Below are 21,600 nucleotides of genomic sequence, written 5' to 3'. Positions count from 1 at the left end.
TCCAGTTTCCTTTCCTTAAAAATTCGAGAAGGCAATGCGCGTTTCCAGCGCTAGCCTCGGCTTTCGCGACGAGTGCATGGTCTAACCTTAACAACTGCCTGCGTGCAGTCGCGCGCTTGAGTACCTCGTCGGCAACGAGGTACTCAAATTTGACTAAGATCAGATGCTCGCTGGCCGACCAAGTTCCGACGACACGGAGCAGGTCGCCGACCTCACCATAATAGTCATTGCCATGAATTAATTACCCTTGTTGTAAGTGTCGTAGCGCAATCGAGCTCGAGACTAATCTTCTCGCATTTGGCGTGCGCTGCCTTACTGCGCAGAACTCATTCAAGGCCACGGCAATCCTCCTGTTCACGGTCTGAAGGAACGGTGCGCCGTGAAAGAGCATGGCTTGCAAATGCGGTCGCGAGGGCGACGACGACAAGAATCGCGGCGACAGCGAACGTGATCCGCATCCCGGCCGCCACAACCTCGGGACGAGCCGTCATTATGTCGGTCGTCGCCGATCCGAGAGCGAACACGGCACCCATCACGGATGCGCCGGTGATGAGCCCGAGATTGCGCGACAGATTGAGCAGGCCGGAGATGACGCCCCGTTGATCGGGTCGAATATCCGTCATGACGGCAGTGTTGTTGGCGGCCTGGAACAGTGCATAGCCTGCGGTGAGGACAACGAGCGGGGCGATGTAACCCGGGACGCCGAATCTCGCCGCCGCCATGGGCAGGATGGAGGCGCCGGCTGCCATTCCTATGAGCCCGGCGATGGTCATGGGGTGTGCGCCAAACCGGTCTACCATGCGGCCGACCGGCACGCCTGTTAGTGCGGCCGCGATCGGACCGGACGCCATGACGAGTCCGACATGGGCTGCGTCAAGCGCAAGCGCGCCGGAGAGATAGAACGGGCCGACCACCAGCGTCGCCATCACCACGGTCGTTACCAGAGTGCTCATGGCGAAGCCCATAGTCAGCACCGGATTGCGGAACATCGCCAATCGGATCAGTGGTGACGCGACTTTGGTCTCGGTAAGGATGAACAGCCCGACGCCGACGACCGCCGTCAACAGCAAAGCCACATTGAGCAGGCCGAAACTGCCGCGTCCCATGGTCATGGCGAGTGCATACGCCGCGAGCGTCAGCGCAAGCACCAAGGTGCCCACATGGTCGAAGCGGATGCCATCCGTCTTCGCTCCCGGGCGATCAACGGGCAGGAAGCGATACGCAAGCAACAGAGTCAGGATGCCCAGCGGACCATTGATGAAAAAGATGGCAGGCCAGCCGAACCCGGCGATCAGTAAGCCGCCGAGCGAAGGTCCGAGCGCGGTGCCAATGGCGGACATCGTGCCCAGCAGTCCCATGGCGCTGCCGGTCTTCGCTTTCGGTACCATCTCGCCGACAAACGCCATGGTGAGGGCCATCATGATGGCCGCGCCAAGACCCTGCGCCGCGCGGGCGGCGATCAGCAGCCAGAGCGTGGGTGCGACGCCGCACAGGATCGAGGCCAGCGTGAACAGGACGATGCCGGCCAATAGCAGCCGTCGGCGGCCGATGAGGTCACCGAGCCTTCCGACGCTGACGATCAGGGCGGTGACGGCGAGAAGATAGGCCAGCACGATCCACTGAACGTCCTGAAAGGAAGCGTTGAACGCCTGTGCCAGCGTTGGCAAACCGACATTGGCGATGCTGGTCCCAAGCGAGGACAGCAGCATGGATAGCGAAAGGCTGGCTAACGCCCATTTCACCGAGGGGGTCTGTTCCACACGTTCAGGTTGCGGTTGAACGGCGTCCCCGATGACCGGAAGGATGAAGCGGCCAAACAGTTTCTGCACCGCAGGAATAACGCCCCACACCATGATGGCGGCCATCATGGGTGCGACAAGCAAGCTTCGTTGCCAGAGATACCAGTCTTTCGTCAGCGGAACGATGAAATAAAGAATTGCAGTGAGGACCGGGTAGGTACCGAGCAGCACAAGCAGCGTAAAACGCAGCCTCGAGAAGCGTGTGCGCGTGTGAGAATGAGACAAGTTGCTTACGGTAGACAAGATCGCGTCCAGGCAATGAATGGCTTCAAAAATTAATTCCCCAAGGAGTTACCTGAACCATAGCGCCTTCGCTGACATGGCGGAAGGCGCATCATTTGCACTTTATTCGTGCGTTTGACGCCACATAAAGAACGGACTGGGCTAAGATCAACTTATGTCGATCCCGGATTTCAACTTGCTTGTCACCCTTGATGTGCTGCTCGCGGAAGGCAACGTTGCGCGCGCAGCACAACGTTTGCGGCTGAGCCCGTCGGCGATGAGCCGCGCGCTGGCGCGTTTGCGCGAGACGACAGGCGATCCGCTGCTGGTCAGGGCCGGACGCGGTCTCGTTCCCACACCTCGGGCAATTGAGCTCCGCGAACTGGTCAGTCAGCTGGTGCAGGACGGAGCAGCGGTTTTACGCCCTGCCGAAAAGCTCGATCTCGCACAGTTGGTTCGAACCTTCACGCTGCGAACCTCCGAGGGCTTTGTGGAAAACTTCGGACCGGACCTCATTGCCCGCGCCGGCGAAGTAGCTCCTGGCGTGCGGCTGCGTTTCATGCAGAAGCCGAACAAAGACAGTACCCCTCTTCGCGACGGGACCGTCGATCTGGAAACCGGCGTGGTAGGGAAGACGACCAGTCCGGAGGTGCGGGTACAGGCTTTGTTCAGGGACCGTTTTATTGGGGTCGTGCGAGCGGGGCACGCGCTGAGCCAGGGCGAGATCACTGCTTCCCGTTATGCGAACGGCAGGCATATCTGCGTCTCACGGCGGGGGCTGGATAAGGGACCGATTGATGAAGCCTTGCAGCCGTTCGGGCTGGAGCGGGAGATCGTCACGATCGTCGGTGATTTTTCGAGCGCACTGGCGCTGGCTCGGGCTTCCGACCTGATCGCCAGTGTGCCCGAACGACACACCGGAATCTTGCGCGCCGGGATGCATAGTTTTCCGCTTCCGGTTGATGTGCCGGAGGTCACGATTTCAATGCTCTGGCATCCACGGCTGGAAGCCGATGCGGCGCATCGCTGGCTGCGCGGCCTCGTTCGGGATATCTGCACGGCGATCCGCTGACGAGGTCGGGCTTCCGCAGTCAGTGTGCTCTGGCGCAGCAACGCCAAGATCGGTGCCGATAACTTCTGATTTTCCATTCTCTCGCGGACGAGAGAACGGAAGACGAACGCATCAGAATCGGTGGCGCATTCCCAGACCGAAGCTGTTGCCGCTGCTCTGGCGCGTGATCCGGTCGTTCATTGCCACTGCATACAAATCCGTCCGCTTGGACAAGTCATATACATATCCGACCGAGGCCGTATCCCGCTTCTGATCCGCGCCGACCGCAAGCCCGTTGCGTTTGGTTTGGGCCCATGCGGCAAGCACTCTGCCGGCGCCCATGGGAACGCTCGCGCTCAGTGATCCCGTCTTGTCGTCCAGATCGATATTGTGCGAAGTCTGGCCATAGGTCGCAAATACCTTGACTACCTTGAAATCATAGCTGGCGCCCAGCATCCAGGCTTTTTGCCGTGCCGCGAACAGCCCGGAAGGCAATGGAAGATTGCCGGCCGGCTGTACGTTGCCGACGGTCGCGTTGAGCGGATTGCTGACTTCGACTTGATGATAAAAAGCGGTCAGACCCAGGCCGCCGGCAGCGTAGAACAGGTTGGCGCCGACGTTGTTGACACCATTGTCACCCGCGACTTCGCCGAACTGGTAGTGCACATTGGCTGTCAGGCCGCCGAAATTCGGTGTGCTGTAGATGATCTCGTTGCTCCAGCCGGTGTCACCCTGTACCGAGTTGGTCCAGCGCGAGCCATTGAACAGCGGGACATCCATATGCAGGATCAGCGGCGAGAAGGTGAACGAATCGCCGAAGGCATTGAACCGTACCGAAGGCAGGAAGTTCGGCGCCAGGCCGCGTCCCAGCAGCACCGATCCGAATCCGCCGGACAGCCCCACGCTGGCGTCACGCGCCCACATGGTGTCCGATGCAAACCGGCCGACCGCACCGGTATCCGTCTTGAAAAAGCTGGTCAGTGCAAAGCGGGCGGTCAGGCCGCCGCCAAGATCTTCCGTGCCTCTGAATCCGAACCAGGAGGTTGTCATGCCGCTGCTGTTGACCGCCGCACGGCCGGCCGGGTCGCCGGCATAGCGCATTCTGCCGGCGTAGGCATCGACCAGGCCGCTGACGCTCACATTGGTTTGCGCCGCAGCGGAGCCGGCAAACGCGCTTCCGATGGCGGCCAGCAGCATGAGTCTTTTTAGTTTGTCCCTGTTTTGTTGCATGACGTCTCCTGTTGTAATACATGTATTAATCAGCCGGGTTGCGTCCCGGCGCCGTAGAAAGCGACTGACATGTCGTATGCCTGTATCGAAGCGGTCACACGCTGTGCTCAGGCGTGCAGCGCCGCGCGTACCGCATCGACCGCGCTCAGGATGGCTTCCGAGGTGGCGGGCGCATTCAGCGGTGGATTGATCTTGTAGTCGCCGACGCTGGCGATCGCATCGCGGATCGCAAAGAACACCGAGAACGGCAGCAGCAGAGGCGGTTCGCCGACCGCTTTCGACCGATGAATGCTGGCGACTGAATTGCGGTTGTTGAACAGGCGTACATGGAACTGCTCCGGACAATCGGAGACACCGGGAATCTTGTAGGTGGAAGGGGCATGCGTCATCAGCTTGCCTGTTTTGTTCCACCACAGTTCTTCGGTGGTCAGCCAGCCCATGCCCTGGATGAACGCGCCTTCGACCTGGCCGATGTCGATCGCAGGATTCAGCGAATTGCCGGCGTCATACAGTGCATCGGCACGCAGCAGCTTCCATTCGCCGGTCAGCGTATCGATCACGACTTCGGATACCGCGGCGCCATACGCAAAATAGTAGAAGGGATGACCGGTCATCGTTTTCGCATCCCAGTACAGGCCGGGCGTTGCGTAGAAGCCGTCCGACCACAGCTGAATGCGCGCGCCGTACGCATCGCGTACCAGGTCCGTGAAAGCGACCGAATGCTTTGCCACATGCACCATGCCGCCGGCGAAACTCACTGAGGGTATTGGCGCGTTGTAGCGCTGCGCAATGAATGCCGCAAGACGGTATCGAATCTGGCGCGCCGCATCCTGCGCAGCCTTGCCGTTGAGGTCGGCGCCGGTGGATGCAGCGGTCGCCGAGGTATTGGCGACCTTGCTGGTATCGGTCGCCGACACACGCACCTGCGACAGGTCCAGTCCCAGTTCATGCGCAACCACTTGCGCCACCTTGGTATTGATGCCCTGGCCCATCTCGGTGCCGCCATGGTTGACCAGTACCGAACCATCCACATACACATGCACCAGAGCACCGGCCTGGTTGAAGTGACTGACATTGAAGGCAATGCCGAACTTGGCCGGCGTGATCGCCAAGCCTTTCTTGAGCAGCGGACTGGTCGCATTGAAAGCCCGTACTTCTTCGCGGCGCTGGCGATACGCGCTGGTGGCTTCCAGTTCCGCCACCAGTTCATGGATCACGTTATCGACCACCTTCTGGCCATACTGGGTGACATTGCGCCCTTCAGTATCGTTGCGGCCATAGAAGTTGATCTTGCGCACATCGAGCTGGTCCTTGCCCAGATTGCGTGCGATTTCATCGATCACGTATTCGATCGCAATCGCCCCCTGCGGACCGCCGAAGCCGCGGAACGCGGTGTTCGACTGGGTATTGGTCTTGCCGCACATCGCCACAATGTCCACATCCGACAGGTAATAGGCATTGTCGAAGTGACATACCGCACGGGTCGCCACCGGACCCGACAAGTCCGCCGAATAACCGGCGCGCGACACCATCTCGACCTTGGCCGCCAGAATGCGGCCTTCGCCGTCATAACCCACCTCGTATTCATAATAGAAACAATGGCGCTTGCCGGTCACCATCATGTCGTCGTCGCGGTCGGCGCGCAGCTTGACCGGGCGCTTCAGCAACGCGGCGCTGATGGCGGCGGCCGATGCCCACAAGGCCGACTGCGATTCCTTGCCGCCGAAGCCGCCACCCATGCGCCGGCATTCGACCACCACATGGTGCGAATGCAGGCCCAGGGCATGCGCGACCACATGCTGCATTTCCGACGGATGCTGGGTAGAGCAATACACCAGCATGCCGCGATCTTCCTTCGGAATCGCATACGAGATCTGGCCTTCCAGGTAAAACTGTTCCTGTCCGCCGACATACAATTCGCCCTTGACGCGGTGTGGTGCCTGCTCGAACGCCTGCTTGAAATTGCCGCGTGCCAGATGCATCGGCGGCAACACGAAGGATTGTGCTTTCCTGGCTTCCTGCGGCGTCAGAATGGCTGGCAATTCTTCATAGTCGACCTTGGCCAGGCGCGCGGCGCGGCGTGCATTATCATGCGTATCGGCAATCACCACGAACAGTGGCTGGCCGACATACTCGACCAGGCCATCGGCCAGGATCGGGTCGTCATGGATGATCGGACCGCAATCATTGGTACCGGGAATATCCTTGGCGGTATAGACCGCGACCACGCCGATGGATGCCTTCACTGCATTCAGATCCATGCCGTGCACCCGCGCATGCGCCTTGTGCGACAAGCCAAGTGCGGCATGCAAGGTGCCCTGGATTTCCGGGATGTCATCGGTATAGGTGGCTTCGCCCAGCACATGCAGCACCGCCGATTCATGCGGGCGCTGCTTGCCGACCTCGGTCCAGTTGGCGGTCGCAGCCTGTTGCTGGAGAAATGCTTCGCTCTGTGTATTCATCGTCGTCTCTCTTGGCTTAGGCGCAGGCGAAGGCATTGACCGCGGCCGGCGCCAGCGGCGCATCGGTGCGCGTTTCGTACCAGAAGCGCTGCAACAGGTTTTGCGCGGTTTTCATGCGGTAATCGCTGCTGGCCCGCATGTCGGTCAGCGGCGTGTAGTCTTGCGTCAGTTGCTGCATCGCCTCCCGCAGCGCTGTCTCATTCCATGCGCGTCCGAGCAATGCTGCTTCCGCCTTCGGTGCGCGCCGCGAAGTCGCCGCCATGCCGCCGAAAGCAATGCGCGCCTCGCGCACGATATCGCCATCGAGCGTGATCGCAAATGCGGCGCAGACCGCCGAGATATCCTGGTCGAAGCGTTTTGCCAGCTTGTAAGTGCGGAAGTGACGGTTTTGTTGCGGCAGCGGGACGCGCACTGCCTGGACGAATTCGCCGGGGCGCAGATCCTTCTTTTGATAATCGAGATAGAAATCCTCGAGCGCCATGGTGCGCTGGCCGTCGGGACCGTTGATGACGATGTCGCTGCCCAAGGCGATCAGCCATGGTGCCGAATCGCCGATCGGCGAACCGTTGGCGACATTGCCGCCCAGCGTGCCGGCATTGCGGATCGGCAGCGATGCAAAGCGTTGCCGCAGTTCCGACAGTTCTTGCGGATAGTGCTGGCAGACCGCCGCATAGGCATCATTGAGCGACACCGCCGCGCCGATGTCGAGCACGCCGTCCTGCCCGGACAGCGACTGCAGTTCCTTGACCTGATTGATGTAGATGATGTCGCCCAGATCGCGCATTTGCTTGGTGACCCACAGCCCGATATCGGTGGAGCCGGAGAGCAGGGTGGCCTCCGGTTTTTCCGCGCGAATCCGGATCAGCTGTTCCAGCGTGAGGGGAATATGGAAGGATTGGCCGTCATGCGTATAGGTGAGCATGTCGTTGCGCTGGATGGCCTGCAAGGCAGTGACAAGCGCATCCCGGTCGAACTGCGCCTTGGGCAATTCCAGCATGCGATGCGCGGCATCGATGATGGGGCGATAGCCGGTGCAGCGGCACAGGTTGCCAGACAGGGTATCGTCGATCTCCTTGCGCTGCGGCGCGCAGGGCTTGTCTTCCTGCTTCAGGTACAGGCTCCACAAGGACATCACAAAGCCGGGGGTGCAAAAGCCGCACTGGGAGCCATGGCACTCGACCATGGCTTGCTGCACCGGATGCAGTGCACCGCCGGGTTGCTGCAGGTCTTCCACCGTGAACAAGGCCTTGCCATCGAGCGTGGGCGTGAACTGGATGCAGGAATTGACCGATTTCAGTTCGACGGTATCGCCCTTGAGTTCGCCGATGACCACCGTGCAGGCACCGCAGTCGCCCTCGGCGCAGCCTTCCTTGGTGCCGGTGCAGTGCTGATCCTCGCGCACATGCTGCAGAATCGTTTGCGTTGGCGATGCATCCGCGACGGTCTGGACTTGGCCGCGATAATAAAAGCGTATGGGTTGAGACATTCGTTTTCCGGAACCTGTTTTTGTGCAACGAGGTTAGCATCCGGAATTTGAGTTGCGATGTCGCAAATGTGATGGGATATATTTTGGCGCTGAAATAGATGAGCGATGGATTGTCGATTTGATGTTCGCGCAGCCGATGACGTTGTTAGCGCATACAATATGCAGCTGCTTTGAAGAATGCGGCAGATCCAAGCCCGGACTTGCAAAATCCGCCGTCAGCTGACGCAGCCTTTCTTACATAGGACTTACGCAAAACGCATCTTGATGGAAGGTTTTTTGAGCTGCTGACAGAGATAGTTGTCCAGCAATCCGTGCTTGATGTGGTAGACGGTTCTCAGAATTGAAATGAGCGCGGCCTTTTGTCCAAATATGGACTGCCGAAGCTCGCCCATGTCATACAAATTATTGCCGTCTGCATTACGAACCATGACTTTCAGGGAATCGTTGTATCTTCCACGTTCTATCCCGCAGACGAGGGGCACAAATGCAGCTCGTATCACGGTTGCAGCATCGTCAATCGTGAGCATGGCTTTTCCTCGACTTTAAGCACCAGATGCACGGGTCTTTCGATACGCATTCAAAAACTCTCGCGCTTCGGCTGGTGATTCCGCATCGCCAATTACAACCCAATATCAAGTTTGTCCGGAGAGCGACACACAGCTCGTTGCTTGCGTCTGCCAATTCCGCTAGCTTTTGTTCGGTTGTTTGAGTCACGGTATTTTCCATGGCTTCAGTAGATGAAGGGAGGCGTTGCTTCGGCGAGGCTTCCATCCGCGACCCTTTTCACTTGGAATGGCGTGTCGGTTTTCGGGTCATGAACTTCCGCCGTTCCGTAAACCTGAATCTGGGCTTTCAACCGCACTGTTCCGTCATGGATTTCGACGATGGAGCCGTCTCTGCGCTTAATCTGTAGTGACATGGTGTTTTCCCCGCTATCTTTCAATTGGCCGATCGGTTTCAGGTAATTCAAACTTAATAGGAACTTGTACCCACGTCGTGGCGTTTCGCACAGTCTCCTCTTTTGACCGAGTAAATTTCCAAGTGCTCACTGCCAGTCTTGCCGACTCATCCAACTCTACATAGCCACTTGACTTGATTAACTCAAGCCGGTCGACTGTCCCTCCTCGGTTGACCAGTACTCGAAGCAAAACAGTTCCAGACTCCTTACGCGTCAAGGAGCCGACCGGATATTCCGGTGCCACATTCCCATTTCTAACCTGGCTTGCGTATATCTCGTTCGGTACATTGCGGCTTGTCGGCGTAGTGCCGGTTCGGATTTCATCACGCTCTAGTGGTCGAGCCAAGAGTATGAAGCGCGGAGGAGAACTAGAAATTCCAGAAAGGGAGTATGGCTGCGACTTCTCGATCGCTTTTAAGACTGCAGAATCGAATCCAGGAAGCCCAGATGAAGAAAGTAGCTGAATATCCCGTACAGATCCGTCTGGAAAAAGCGTAACTGAGTATTCAGCCGGGTCGTTGCGTAACCAATCTTTCGGTACATCAAATGCAATATTTGACCTTATCTGGTTGCTTAACCGGGCTGCGGAACTTTGCGCTGCCAAGCTAGCAGGCCGCTGAGATTTTTCCTTCTGGACCGGGGGTTGGGTGGCACATCCGACCAAGATTGTGCTGCCAATAACAGCGAGTATTGCAGCAAATCTGTTCACAGTGTTTTCCTTTAACTCCGAGTCGGCTTAGACGCGCTAAATACGTTTGCCGCTACGTTGATACGCGATTCGCCAAAGTATCTGCGCATATCTCCGCCACCACCGCCGTGTGACTGACCAACTTCCTCCATTGCGTCGAGTACGCCAGGAATCGTTTTGTGGCGATCCAACAGTGGCATTGGCTTATTAGAATTCTCGTACTGACAAAGCTCATTCGTGGGTTCAAAGTTGAAATGCGTTCGACAGACAAGCGGTCTAACCTCGTAAATAGTGCACGCTTGATCCGCTGACAGAAAAGGACATGGACGGCTCGAATCTCTTACTGGGAAGGTGCCGTCATCCATGATTTCCAGAATCCGTGGAACCTTCACACCATAAGTGTCAGCAATTAGATCGGCTTCTACTTGTTTGATCCAGATGCGACCATGACAACAGTTGGCACATCCTTTCTGACATGCAACTAAATTCTTTGCGCCAGCAAAATAACGCTCCACATATTCATAAATGGCCTGCAAAGCTTTAAGCGGGCTAGTTTTACTGATTTTGCGCACACGCTTTGGTAGCTCTCCCTGTTCCCGTTCAAGCTTGACTGGAATCTTCCTTTCAAGTTTTTGCATATTCGCCCAGGTATGCGGGAAGTCACTCTTGATGCTCATCGTTTTCCCTTGTGTATTTAGGCGAGGTCGAAACGTCGCAAAAGATAAGCGCGGAGATCGTCAGCAGACGCTTTATCGTAATCTTTTCCTGCCTCGTACCAGCTCTCAGCATACGCCTCTGCTCTTGAGTCGTGTACGTCATAATGCGCCGCAAACGCACGTGCGATTTCAAGCGCTTCCTGAAAGGTCTTTACCCGCTTAAATTCGCCCATCGTTTTCCCATCAATAGATCAAATATTCGGTAGCAGAGACTTTCTCGCCAACGCCGTCCACATTACCGCAATTTACTCCGCTCGTCGCTGCCTGCACTATGGCCAAGCGCTTTTGCACTTTTTGCGGAATTTGCTCAAAGGTTCGCCATCCAGGATAGCTCTCGCCGTGTTCCTCGCACTCAATTCTGTACAAGTCGCCTTGCCTTTCGATCATGTACATGGTTGAGTTTTCTTTGCCTTACTATTGACGCGAGTGGGTCATGTCGGCCGGGCCGAAGAATTGTCAAATTTCTCAAGGAACGTCCTAATCAAGACCGCTGCGGACCGCTGCTTGCCATCGTGATCCACGAACCAGTCGATGCCGTCGCCGCCAACGTGTCCAGGCGAGCCCCAAAAGTCGTCATGCTCCCATTGGAGGTCTTCTTGTTTTGGCTGTACAGCCGAGATCAATTTGCAATGCTTCGTTCCATTAGCTAGTTGGCGGATTGTCTCCCACTCCGGGTAGGCGTCATTCATTGCTTGCTTCTCCGCTTTCTCGAACTTTCGTTTGAGATCAACCTGAAAGTGCCAATCAGCAACGTGGTTCGCCATGAGGATGGCGCCGATCAGGTCGCTAAATCGTTTGTCCGTCCAAACATGGTCGAGGGTTTCTTTCGCTAGAGCAGCGAGATCATCGGCACAAGCGATTTTTGTAACAGCCATGTTTTTCCTTCGTTAGCGCCAACTTCTTTAGGGTCCCGAGACTCGTTACTTCACATGGGCTATAGAATTCGCCCAGGCGACGGCTCAATTCTCTTTTGCTCATTGGCTTTCTCCGCTCTATCCACAAGCAATAATGATAGAGACGCGGCGCAAAGGACAAAGGCGTTTCTTGGATTTGTATAGTCAGCGTTCAAATCCGGATTTTCCTTAGTCATCTCTTGAATCATTTTCAAGGAATGACACCGACTTATAATCTCTTGGTGCTGAAAATTCCATCCATGCTCTTCATGCGCGAAAAAGTTCCGGATCTTCCGGATGAGTACCAAATCGTGATGCTCGTTGCTACTAATAAGTCCCAACATGAAGCAAAGGCTAATCTTCGAAGAGAATGAATTCATAAATCCATTACCTTTGAACACTGACTTTGAAAAATCGTTGCCCAGTTCGATACAGAATGCTTTCAGTAATTCTAAGAGCCGGTTATCAAGATTGGCAGCAAGAATGAGTGCGCATGCTCTGTCACTTTGGGTTTTCACTTCGGCGATCATGCCTTCGAAACGCTTGTACTCTGGTGTCTTCACGTTCATCACTTTTTCCTTGACGGTTAGACGCTGTTCTTTTATGGAGAATCCGATATTGTCGGTCTATCTGACGCATCGGTCATCCCATAGTTATGGGAAACAGTTTTCCTAGTCGTCTCGATTGCCATCATTGCTCCTTCGGTCTCGCTACGAGGATGATTTTTGTCGGAAATGCCCCATCTTCTGTAGTAGGAAATGGCTGAATAGAGGCAATTGCGTCCCCGACAGCTTTGTCAAACAGTGGCAAGCCCGATGACTTGAGTAAGGTGGCGCTATAAAGCATCCCATTCGGCTTCAACGTAATTTCATATTCGGCTGGATCATTTCTCTCCCAACTTGCAGGGACCGTGAAGTTAATATTGGCTTTAATTCGCGCACCCAGTGGACGCGTATCTTTCATAGTCATGCGTGCACCCTCGGGCCTGGCAGGAGCTGCACTGGGGTCCGGCGGGGTTGTAAGGTCGAATTTTATTGGTACACGAATGTGCGTAGGTGTTGGCGCTCCCGCGACTAATATTGGAGAGTACTGGGCATAGCGGACCGCAATGACAGCAGCTTGGTCAAGGCTTTTAGAGCCAGACGACTCTACGACTTCCGCTGTACGCACGTACCCTTCCTCATCAATCAACGAACGGACGATCACCGTACCTTGCTCGCCTTTATTCCTGGCCTCATCTGGGTAGAAATATAGCGGTGGCTTCAGCACAGAAGGAAGTGACCCAGAATCTGTAGTTACATTTTGGGCAGCGACCGGGAGGGTAATCCAAAGCATGGCCGCAATATGCATACGGCTTTTCAAACGCGCTCCATTCTTTTCCGTTTTCCGCTGGCTCGATTAGTCGATCATGCCGTGGTACTGGCCCACTGCAACCATAGCTTCCACAAACCGCTTTGCTGTAGACCGATCCATAATGACGGTCTTTCCGTCGACGGTCAGGTAAATGCTGTCCTCTTTATAGAATGAAGAGCGGCCTAACTCAACATCGAACGTAGCTTTGCCGCCCTGGTCATGAATTGTCTCCTCAAAGTACATTGTTGTTGCCATTACTTTCCTCCTATTGGTCAGTTTCCTCGTACTTTCATTCACCTGCACAACCGATGATGTTGATGTGAGATCGAGGCAGGTTCTCGCGGCGAGCAGCCGCATTTTGCGCACGCGCAGCCAGTTTGTAGTCCTCGGTTGAATCCTTGATCCTCGCAACGAATTCAGCACGTTTCACCGTAGGATCAGCACCGACCGTATAGCTTGCCTGTACCTTGACGCGCTCCATGTTGTTTTCCTCTAGCTGAAATCCAGACCGTCCGGAGCCTTTGTTGTCGGACGATCCTTATCAGGGTTCATTTTCCAGCCACCGATAGGGCCAGTGTGGATGCCGGACAAGCTAAGCTTCAATTCAAAGAATTCCTCTTCGCTTAGCTGCAAGACCAACATTCCTTCCTTGATAAATACACGCTCTGCCAGGGAGAGCTGTGTAAAGACGGGCTTCAATGCCGCATGCCTATGCAATGGAAAGCGAAGTGTGAACACATTGTTTTCCTCAGGTTATCCGATAGCGGAAAGCTGACAAGCGAAACCAATGGCAATGAGGCCCAGTCCGAGGCGTGATATCCAGCTGTATAACCTCATCTTTGGCGTAATCTCCATCGCGACATAGCTCCCTTCGTTCAATACGTTCACGGAGGGCATGCCGAAAAAGAACACAACGACGGTCCCGAGGAACCCGAGGACAAGGCCAATCGTGTTCAAGTCACCTCTCATCAACATTTCGAGCCACATAATTTTCCCGTCACTGCCTCGCTACAGACTTCCGTTAGATACGATTTCGCTGATCATAAAACCATTCCTGCAACGCTGGACACCGATCAGAGCCGCTTCCTCGTACTTGGCCTTCCCTCGATAACGGCGTTGTCCACAGACCGTCACTTCAACGACGAGGTCTTCACCAGGCGGCAGATCGAAATGCGCAACCGTCGTGCCAAGGACAATCTTGTTGTCAGCTTGAACTTCGATGCCTTCCAACTGATGAACAATCAGTGGCCTTGTATCCGGCATCCAGGCGGCTTGCTCTGGTAGAAAGGCAACTCCCACCTGACGCCGCACACCGGTAGGGACATCTCGTCGGAGTTCAAGCATGCGACGGCCATAACAGAAACCTCCTGTCCAGTATGTCTCGAAGCCCATCGCTTGCCAGAATGGTTCCGAAGACTCCGGCGCGATCTGGATCTCCAACAGCGGTTCACTATCGGCGATGGAGCTTTCAAACATGAAATCGGACATGGCTCGACCAACGCCCTGTCCCCGATATTCACGTTGAACTTCCAAAATGCTGTCGTACGAATTCAAACTTCCCCAGCAGTACGCCACGGGCTTACGACTGATCTCATCTTCCCATACTGACACCCGTCCTTCATGGAAAATACACATGGTGAGATTCCAGTTCGCAGCTAACGTGCCGATAGAACGATCCTTCGGCAGCCATGCCTCAATGGTCGTCATGTCGGCTGCGGTCGCTGGACGTATTTTTCCAATTGGTTTCATCAACTGTTTTCCTAGCTGTTTTTACATAGGCCGGGCGGCATCTCACGATTCACATGACCCATATCTAATCGCGCAACGGTAGCCGCTCTGTTGCATGTTTCTGTTTTGCTTGCCTCGCCGCTTTGGCAATAGCGGAGATAGAACTCCTTTGTACTCATCGTGGTTCCATTCACATCCAGCACACGCTCGAGTCGTTCGTCGCCATTCCAATGCTTTCCCGTCGAAATGAGGGTGCCACAAACATCTATCTGTGGAACGGGCGCGGCTAGCGCAAAAAATGGCACCACGAGACCTATTGTAATTAAAGATTTATTGAACATGCCCTGCTACGCTCTATTTGTAACTGCATTAAAAGGGAACAAATCCAAGGCTATATTTGAATACAGGCAGATTGTCTTGCGATTCCGTTGGTTCATGACCTGATGCAACCGCCAAAATAATCCACCCTTGGTCAAGCAGCGCATTTACTTCGGTTTCGTAGACGTGGCGAACTTCTTTAACCAAATGCAGTATGTTTGGATTTTCATTCATTTCTATTCCTTTTCCGTGTACGCCGTTTTCCTTCTTACTCGGGCCGTACGAAAATTGTGCGTTCAAATACCTCTTGAACGTGTTTCAAAGTCGCTTCAGACTGTTTTAAGCGTTTCATTTGCTCTGTCGTTGGGCTATAGGCGACGATAAACTTTGATATCTCCTCCGAAAAGGCTTGTCGATCGTCCGGGTGGAGATAGAGTCGCACGATGTTCTCTTGCGCCCTGAGGGGCTGGAAAATTTCGCTTACCCGAATATCGCGCATTAGATCAGTTCTCTCTGTGGAGTAAATAGCGTCTAGAGCCTCTGCTTGCGCCTTGTTTATCTGTCTCAAGAACTCACCAAAGACGGTGCCACGCTCTTGCCTTAACCACTTTTCATACTCGGTGCGGCGAGTCAACTTCGCGCCAAAAAAGCCGCCTAACAGGGAAAAGAACCCTGCGACAAGAGCAACGATGATCGGGAGTGCAGTACCCAAGGTCGTTTTCCTTTACTGAATCTCGTGATAACGAGCGTCAATTTCCAAAGGTGCTTCGCGGTATCCGACCGAAGCAATCTGCGATAGATAGACAGACAAGAACGCAGAAATCGATCCAGCTTGCTCATATTGATGAACGTGTCGGAATTCGTGCGACAGCAGTCGGCGCGTACCATGGCCATCCACGATGAAGATTCCATGACCCAGCGTCAATCCAACTATATTCGGAGCAAGCAAGCCAGTCTCCAACGCGACCGTCCTAAGTTCGTTGTCAATTGGTAGAGGCAAGCATTGCACCACACATACTCGGATAGCTTCAGGATTGGACACGCCAACTACCCTGGCGTCAGTTATACCGGTCACAGAAAGTGGAGACCCATGCTCCATGATAAATTCCGATTGGCCTTCTGCCCAGGTCGTTGCCTTTTGTAGAAGCTCAGGAAGCTTGCTCGCCAAGTCCATTATTGCTTATCCTTTACAGGTCGATTGCTTTTTTATCAAACCGCCATTGTCGTTCGAATGCACAGATCGGAAATCCCATAGATATGGGAATAGGTTTTCCTAGATGCCAAGCTGGCGACCGCTGACGCTGGCAGATGCGTGACAAACAGGGCATGTGACAAGGACGCCGCCAAGCACACCATCGAGACCGGCACCAGCACGCGCATCCCATTCATGACCGCAAGCACACTTGACATGCGCACTATTGACTCCAACCTGCTGTGGAGGCGCGTTGCTGCCGATTTCGCGGCTACGTGCGGTTTTGTAATTGATGGAGCTAAACTTGAATTGGTCAGACATATTTTTCCTTCTTATTTCGATCCAACGTCGTCTGCACGGAGCCAGCGACGGCCATGATGTATGAATCCATGAGGCTTGAGCCAAGATTTCGCCTCATTGTCATATGACACCACCCTACCATCGACTCGCCAGCCACCAACAAAGGGGCATTCTACCGTGCCGCAGCCATGAAACCGCTCGTCGCGGGTTGCATGCGGTTGCATATAGGTCGGGAAGTCTTGCAAGCGAGGGGCATGCCAGTTTCTCTAGAGCAAACTCCACTCTTTCTCGATACGAGCAACTTCATCCAGCAGCATGTGCTTTCGGACGTCTTCGCCGCGCCCACCTGCTACATACATCGTCCGTGGCGCTTCAAACTTCACAATAATGTCGGGTAGCATATGGGCACGAAGCGACGAGTATTCCGGCGTGCTACCGAACCCGTTATTCCAGACCTCATAATCCGAAATCGCGTCTCGCCACGCCTTCAGCTGCTTCCGACGGTACTCATTGCGCTGCTCGCGCTCCGCTACTCGCGATTTAACCCAGGGCGTAATCAGACCACCTATGAAGCCGAGCACCGCTGTAATGCGAGGGACCGCAATTTCCATGGGCTTTTCCGTTCAGTTGATTGATACCGCTTTGACGCGGGAAAGGCCGCGTACATGAGCATGTCCCAGGCGTACAGTTGACGCTCCCTTTGTTCGCTTTACATTGGAGGAAGTCATGAAACGAACAGCCTTGGTAGTGGCATCAATGTGTCTTTGCATGGGTAGCACAGCGCTGACACAAGATTCTGGGGTCGGTAGAACGGGCAGTACGAAAGACGTCCCGCCCGCCAAAGCGCCAAGTGGCAGCGGTGCCCCCACTTCTGGACACAAGAACGAACAAGACAACCAGGGGAGTGGGAAGAAGGGCGGTGACAGCGGGCAGGCGGCGACGCGATCAGGATCGAAAGAAGCCCCAAACGCTGGAACCTACGACAAGTCCGGGAAAGTGGTAGGTACGTCGCTTCCAGCTGGCGAGGGAAAGGGAACGGCCGGTGCCGGCTCAGCAGGCGGACGGCCCACCGGCGGCGGCGGCCGCGCGAACGACGCAAAGTGACGTTATCGCTTCGCTTTCATCGGCATACGCCGAGTAATTCAGCCTCGTTTATTCCGTCGCTGGATTAACTACACTGGGTTCAACCATCCATCAACCATTAATGCGAGGTGCACGATGAAGACCGGTGAATATGGCCTCTACGAATTACCTTCTTCATGCAAAGCAACAAAACATTTCAGGTTCGGCAACCATCCGATCAGAATGGCCGAACTGGCTCGCGAGTATGGTGTGGTGTCGCTGATGGAGGTCTCCCGTGATCGCGAAGCGGTAAAGGCGGAAGCTAGAAGACTTAACAGTAGCCTGACCGGAGAACGCTCACCGTAGTTCGATACTTTTCATCGGGAGCGCGAAACATCTACGATGCGTCGCGCTTCTCGTAGAATCTCTTGTCGACCAACCGGGGACGCTAATGGTGCAGTTGATCTGGCTCACCAGCAGGCATTGGCAGTAATCCGGTCGCGTCGGTCGGTTCGATGTCATGGCCGGAAATTTACCGAATCTTTGCCCCATTTGGGCTTACATAAATTTTGAAATCAGTAACTGCTTGCGTAAGGCCTATTACAATTACCGGACCGGTTGTACGCAATCGGGCTTGAACGGCAAGTCGCGGCATGCGGCCGCCGCGCGGCCCATTGCCATGAGATTTTCTACCGGCACTGTTCGCTGTATGCCTTCTTCATGTCCGCAATCAGTTCCGCGCGCTCAGGCGCGCCGCCGACTTTTTGTCCCGAGACAAAGGCGAAAGGGCAGTTCAATTTATCGGCCTCTGCCTTGTAGCTAACATACATCTTTATCATTTCGGCGCCGCGAGCACAGGCTTGAGGTGTAGGTTTACCGGTGTCCATGCTCTGCATGCGATCCATTTTCGCTTCAATCGGCTTCAGTAACGCTTCACATTGCTGCTGCGATGCGGCGTTTGCGGTATTTATCCCTGTAGTCATCGCAAACAGTGCGAAAAGAAACGTGCGCATAGAGTCTCCCTGTTTAATGTTTTAAGCCAGCGTATTCCTTAAGCGACGGAGTATACCATTCGGATAATACGTGCCGAAACCGGCAAATAAAGTCGCGCGCTCGTCGCTATTTAGTCAAAGCGCGGTAACGCATAAGACAACAAAACATTCGCCGCGCCGATGATTCTTACCTCGATGCTTTAGGACTGACGCTGACAAGCCAAATGCCGCCGCACACCAGCAACAGGGCCAATAGATTTTTCCACTCGAGAATGCTTTCATTGAGAAAGAGCGCAGAGAGCGCGGTGCCGAAAATCGGCACCAGAAAATTGAAGATGCTGATCATGCCGACCGGATTATATTTGAGCAGCAGACTCCACATACCGAATGCCGCTGACGACAGCACGGCGAGATAGACAAGCAGCGCGGTTGATATCGGCGTGAAATTGCTTAGCGTGCCTCCGAAAGCAAGACCGGCAAACAGCAGGAAGATGCCGCCAATGGCGAGCTGCCACCCGGTCATCACCATGACATCCATGTCTTGCGAAAGCCGCTTGCCGTAGATCGATGCGGCCGACAAGATGAATGCCGCGATCACGATGAAACCCTCGCCCAACAAGGTGAATTCAAAATCGAGCAGTCCCTGGCCGAAATTGACGACCAGCACGCCGGCAAAGCCCGTCAGGCAGCCAAGCGCCTTGCGCGCCGATACTTTGTCATTGTGAAAGATGAAGTGCGCAAGCAGCACACTGAAGAATGCGGTGGTTGCATTGAGAATCGAACCCCGCACGCCAGTGGTATAGGCCAGTCCCACGTAAAAGAATACATATTGAATCGCGGTTTGCGTCAGTCCCAGCAGCGATAGTTGTCCTATCTTGCGAAGGTTCAGCCCGAACGCCGGCTTGCCGGTTGCGATAGCGATTGCGAGCAGCAATAGTCCAGCCAGCACGAAGCGGTAGCCTGCGAACACCAGCTTGCCGGGGATGTCGGCTTGTGCAATTCCAAACAGCGCGTAGCCATTCTTGATAGCCGGATAAGAACTACCCCAGAGCAGGCAGCATAAGGTAGCGATCAGCAAGACGACTTTGGGCTTGGTAAAGATGTTGCCGACGGAGGGCATACTGCGGGATTTCACGGCTGATACAGTTGACATGGACAGGAAGATTGAAAAATCAGAACAAGCTGCGCGCCGGTTATAGCGGCCGACGCGGCATCAAAAGGGAAGATCATAACAGTCATCGTACAACTTCGCATTGGCGTCATACATTCTGGCTTTGTAGTGTTTCTTTAATGCGTCTAACGATGGTTTAACGACAGATCGGCATCTGTGCCTGATGCGACGCCTTTCAACTCACTTGGCGAGGCTCAAAACGTGTTTTAACAAGCGCATGGAGAAGCGCTTTTGCTGATTCGCGAAAAGGAGGGAATGGCTGCCGGCTGCCAGCGAACGGAAAGCATGAGATCGTCGAACTCGATTCTCCGGCTGTGGGCGGCCCCACAGCGGGCATGCATACGACTATGGTTATCGAACACCGGCCACGAGGTCTCCCTGCCGGCGCCTACAGAACGAATATCAGAACGTCAGCAATATCGCTCACTGCCCGACCAGTCCCTTCGAGGGGACGATCAGGTATTTCTCGCCGGTGCTTCTCTTGCCATATGCTGCAATCGCATCCGGCTGCAAGGCTTCGGCAAGCGAAACTTCCTTCGTGTAATGGCTGGCGAAGGTCGTTTTCAATTCGGCGGCCACGCGTTGCTTCAGTCGTTCAACGGTCGCCGGACCGGCCTTCTGCAGGAACGGAAACAGCAGCCAACCTCCCATGCCCCAGGTCATGCCGAAGTCGCGGATAAATTCCGTCGGGCGCATGTCCAGCGAGCCGTAGATATAGACCTGCTTGAACGTGGTTGAGCCGTAGCGGCTGTATTCCTTGGCGTTTCTGTTTGCCGCAACTTCCATTCCGCTGAGGATCTGTCCGGCCAGCTTGCCGCCACCGATGGCGTCGAACGCGATCGTCGCACCGGTTGCCGCAAGCGCATCGGTCAGCGACGGCATGAAGTTATCGGCATCGGAATTGCAAATGTACTTCGCGCCGATTTTCCTGAGCAGGTTTTCCTGCTCCTGCGACCGCACAATGTTGACCAGGTCGATACCGTCCTGCAGGCAAATGCGGTTCAGCATCTGGCCAAGATTGGATGCAGCGGCCGTGTGCACCAGTGCCTTGTGTCCTTCCGCACGCATGGTTTCCACCATGCCGAGTGCAGTCAATGGATTGACGAACGAGGATGCCCCCTCCACGGCGGTTGCGCCATCCGGCAGCAGCAGGCATTGCTCTACCGGGACGCAGCGGTACTGAGAGTACATGGCGCCACCGAGCACAGCGACGGTCTTGCCCAGCAGCTGCCGGGCAGCGGCGGATGCGCCCGATCCAACCACGAGTCCGGCGCCCTCGTTACCCACCGGCATGGACATGTCGAGCCGCGCGGCCATGGCTTTCAATCCGCGTTCTGGAACACGGGCTGTGACGACAGGGCCGTTGGCCGTTTCGATGGCCGTCGCCGCGCTCATGTCGGCTGCGCCGAACAGCAGGCCAATGTCGGAGGGGTTGATAGGGGAGGCGTCGATGCGAACCAGCACCTCATTGTCCTTGGGTACCTGCACAGGCACTTCAACCAGAGACAACTCCAGCTCACCGCTTTTTTTGACGAGCGAACGAAGTTGCAGGGAGGTACCTGATTCATTGGTGTGCATTGCTGTCTCCTTCGCGATGGCTTTGGCCGGTTTTGGGGAATGACGCTGATCTTAACACCGGCGGGATTTGCATGTTTTAAGGCGGCGATCCATTCAACTGGTGTTATACTCCGGGCCACTTTAGGTGCCTTTCTCATGTTCATTGAGAGGGTGAAACGGGAAGCCGGTGACTCTGATATTCAGACATTCCGGCGCAGCCCCCGCTACTGTAGGCCGGATGACTCCGCATTGCTCCACTGTGCTAGTGCATGGGAAGGAACGGAGAAAGAAGATGGCAAGCCAGGAGACCGGCCTAAAGCATAAGTAGCACCATTCCCCGGGGTGATGGGAAAGGTTCTGTTGATGGCTGCGTGCCGCAACCTCTCATAGAACAGTTTCGCCTGGATCTGGTGCATTGCATA

At 55.2% G+C, this 21,600-nt stretch carries 26 protein-coding genes and 1 riboswitch; of the genes, 2 read left to right on the top strand and 24 right to left on the bottom strand.

From position 1 onward, the window contains the following. Positions 1-326 precede the first annotated feature (326 nt). Positions 327-1,853, bottom strand: coding sequence for an MFS transporter (locus D3871_RS29345; protein WP_119772904.1), 1,527 nt, complete (start codon positions 1,851-1,853; stop codon positions 327-329). A gap of 343 nt (positions 1,854-2,196) precedes the next feature. Here D3871_RS29345 and D3871_RS29340 point away from each other — a divergent pair, with 343 nt between their 5' ends. After that, complete coding sequence (locus tag D3871_RS29340; RefSeq protein WP_119772674.1) at positions 2,197-3,093, top strand: LysR family transcriptional regulator; 897 nt, start codon at positions 2,197-2,199, stop codon at positions 3,091-3,093. A gap of 111 nt (positions 3,094-3,204) precedes the next feature. Here the strand turns inward: D3871_RS29340 and D3871_RS29335 are convergent, their stop codons facing one another. The 20 genes from D3871_RS29335 to D3871_RS29230 all read right to left on the bottom strand — a co-directional run bounded on the left by D3871_RS29335 (position 3,205) and on the right by D3871_RS29230 (position 17,007). Beyond that, positions 3,205-4,302: a porin gene (locus D3871_RS29335; RefSeq protein WP_119772673.1), complete on the bottom strand. Its 1,098-nt coding sequence runs from the start codon at positions 4,300-4,302 to the stop codon at positions 3,205-3,207. A gap of 107 nt (positions 4,303-4,409) precedes the next feature. Continuing rightward, the gene (xdhB, locus tag D3871_RS29330) at positions 4,410-6,764 is read right to left on the bottom strand and encodes a xanthine dehydrogenase molybdopterin binding subunit (protein WP_119772672.1); all 2,355 of its coding nucleotides are present in this window, start codon (positions 6,762-6,764) and stop codon (positions 4,410-4,412) included. 16 nt (positions 6,765-6,780) lie between these two features. After that, positions 6,781-8,250: a xanthine dehydrogenase small subunit gene (gene xdhA / locus D3871_RS29325; RefSeq protein ID WP_119772671.1), complete on the bottom strand. Its 1,470-nt coding sequence runs from the start codon at positions 8,248-8,250 to the stop codon at positions 6,781-6,783. Positions 8,251-8,495: 245 nt separating this feature from the next. After that, positions 8,496-8,777 (bottom strand): hypothetical protein, encoded by a 282-nt coding sequence (locus tag D3871_RS29320; RefSeq protein WP_119772670.1) that lies wholly within the window; start codon positions 8,775-8,777, stop codon positions 8,496-8,498. A 203-nt stretch (positions 8,778-8,980) separates the two neighbouring features. Continuing rightward, positions 8,981-9,169 carry a hypothetical protein gene (locus tag D3871_RS29315; RefSeq protein WP_119772669.1) on the bottom strand — a complete coding sequence of 63 codons (189 nt, stop codon included), beginning with the start codon at positions 9,167-9,169 and terminating at the stop codon, positions 8,981-8,983. A gap of 13 nt (positions 9,170-9,182) precedes the next feature. Then, the gene (locus D3871_RS29310) at positions 9,183-9,917 is read right to left on the bottom strand and encodes an energy transducer TonB (protein ID WP_119772668.1); all 735 of its coding nucleotides are present in this window, start codon (positions 9,915-9,917) and stop codon (positions 9,183-9,185) included. A gap of 11 nt (positions 9,918-9,928) precedes the next feature. Continuing rightward, complete coding sequence (locus D3871_RS29305) at positions 9,929-10,573, bottom strand: YkgJ family cysteine cluster protein (RefSeq protein ID WP_119772667.1); 645 nt, start codon at positions 10,571-10,573, stop codon at positions 9,929-9,931. A 17-nt stretch (positions 10,574-10,590) separates the two neighbouring features. Then, positions 10,591-10,785 carry a hypothetical protein gene (locus D3871_RS29300; RefSeq protein ID WP_119772666.1) on the bottom strand — a complete coding sequence of 65 codons (195 nt, stop codon included), beginning with the start codon at positions 10,783-10,785 and terminating at the stop codon, positions 10,591-10,593. 10 nt (positions 10,786-10,795) lie between these two features. Continuing rightward, on the bottom strand, positions 10,796-11,005 hold the full coding sequence (locus D3871_RS29295) for a hypothetical protein (protein WP_119772665.1): 210 nt from the start codon (positions 11,003-11,005) through the stop codon (positions 10,796-10,798). A gap of 38 nt (positions 11,006-11,043) precedes the next feature. Continuing rightward, positions 11,044-11,487, bottom strand: coding sequence for a hypothetical protein (locus D3871_RS29290; protein WP_119772664.1), 444 nt, complete (start codon positions 11,485-11,487; stop codon positions 11,044-11,046). Between the two features lie 59 nt (positions 11,488-11,546). Beyond that, positions 11,547-12,074 carry an MltR family transcriptional regulator gene (locus D3871_RS29285; protein WP_119772663.1) on the bottom strand — a complete coding sequence of 176 codons (528 nt, stop codon included), beginning with the start codon at positions 12,072-12,074 and terminating at the stop codon, positions 11,547-11,549. A gap of 121 nt (positions 12,075-12,195) precedes the next feature. Further along, positions 12,196-12,867, bottom strand: coding sequence for a TonB family protein (locus D3871_RS29280; protein WP_147376946.1), 672 nt, complete (start codon positions 12,865-12,867; stop codon positions 12,196-12,198). A gap of 36 nt (positions 12,868-12,903) precedes the next feature. Further along, positions 12,904-13,113, bottom strand: coding sequence for a hypothetical protein (locus D3871_RS29275; protein WP_119772661.1), 210 nt, complete (start codon positions 13,111-13,113; stop codon positions 12,904-12,906). A 34-nt stretch (positions 13,114-13,147) separates the two neighbouring features. Then, positions 13,148-13,339: a hypothetical protein gene (locus tag D3871_RS29270; RefSeq protein WP_119772660.1), complete on the bottom strand. Its 192-nt coding sequence runs from the start codon at positions 13,337-13,339 to the stop codon at positions 13,148-13,150. Between the two features lie 11 nt (positions 13,340-13,350). Further along, complete coding sequence (locus tag D3871_RS29265) at positions 13,351-13,596, bottom strand: hypothetical protein (protein ID WP_119772659.1); 246 nt, start codon at positions 13,594-13,596, stop codon at positions 13,351-13,353. Positions 13,597-13,866: 270 nt separating this feature from the next. Next, positions 13,867-14,607: a GNAT family protein gene (locus D3871_RS29255; protein WP_119772657.1), complete on the bottom strand. Its 741-nt coding sequence runs from the start codon at positions 14,605-14,607 to the stop codon at positions 13,867-13,869. A 348-nt stretch (positions 14,608-14,955) separates the two neighbouring features. Next, positions 14,956-15,138: a hypothetical protein gene (locus D3871_RS29250; protein WP_119772656.1), complete on the bottom strand. Its 183-nt coding sequence runs from the start codon at positions 15,136-15,138 to the stop codon at positions 14,956-14,958. A gap of 34 nt (positions 15,139-15,172) precedes the next feature. Then, positions 15,173-15,616, bottom strand: a complete 444-nt coding sequence (locus D3871_RS29245; protein WP_119772655.1) for a hypothetical protein — start codon at positions 15,614-15,616, stop codon at positions 15,173-15,175. 12 nt (positions 15,617-15,628) lie between these two features. Next, on the bottom strand, positions 15,629-16,081 hold the full coding sequence (locus tag D3871_RS29240; protein WP_199724982.1) for a hypothetical protein: 453 nt from the start codon (positions 16,079-16,081) through the stop codon (positions 15,629-15,631). Positions 16,082-16,662: 581 nt separating this feature from the next. Next, positions 16,663-17,007 (bottom strand): hypothetical protein, encoded by a 345-nt coding sequence (locus tag D3871_RS29230; RefSeq protein ID WP_119772652.1) that lies wholly within the window; start codon positions 17,005-17,007, stop codon positions 16,663-16,665. Between the two features lie 607 nt (positions 17,008-17,614). Here D3871_RS29230 and D3871_RS30080 point away from each other — a divergent pair. Next, entirely contained in the window at positions 17,615-17,824 is a 210-nt protein-coding gene (locus D3871_RS30080) for a hypothetical protein (RefSeq protein ID WP_147376945.1), read from the top strand. Between the two features lie 323 nt (positions 17,825-18,147). Here the strand turns inward: D3871_RS30080 and D3871_RS29225 are convergent, their stop codons facing one another. From D3871_RS29225 to D3871_RS29215, 3 genes are all read right to left on the bottom strand, one after another. After that, positions 18,148-18,471, bottom strand: coding sequence for a hypothetical protein (locus D3871_RS29225; protein ID WP_119772651.1), 324 nt, complete (start codon positions 18,469-18,471; stop codon positions 18,148-18,150). Positions 18,472-18,637: 166 nt separating this feature from the next. Further along, on the bottom strand, positions 18,638-19,570 hold the full coding sequence (locus D3871_RS29220) for a DMT family transporter (RefSeq protein WP_119772650.1): 933 nt from the start codon (positions 19,568-19,570) through the stop codon (positions 18,638-18,640). A gap of 474 nt (positions 19,571-20,044) precedes the next feature. Continuing rightward, positions 20,045-21,199: a zinc-binding dehydrogenase gene (locus D3871_RS29215; protein ID WP_119772649.1), complete on the bottom strand. Its 1,155-nt coding sequence runs from the start codon at positions 21,197-21,199 to the stop codon at positions 20,045-20,047. Between the two features lie 105 nt (positions 21,200-21,304). Next, positions 21,305-21,509: riboswitch (cobalamin riboswitch) on the top strand. Positions 21,510-21,600 lie beyond the last annotated feature (91 nt).

It is taken from the genome of Noviherbaspirillum saxi (assembly GCF_003591035.1).
In the GTDB taxonomy this organism is placed as follows: Bacteria; Pseudomonadota; Gammaproteobacteria; order Burkholderiales; family Burkholderiaceae_D; genus Noviherbaspirillum; species Noviherbaspirillum saxi.
Note: the sequence above shows the minus strand (reverse complement) of the source record. Positions and strands in the feature narration are given on the sequence as shown.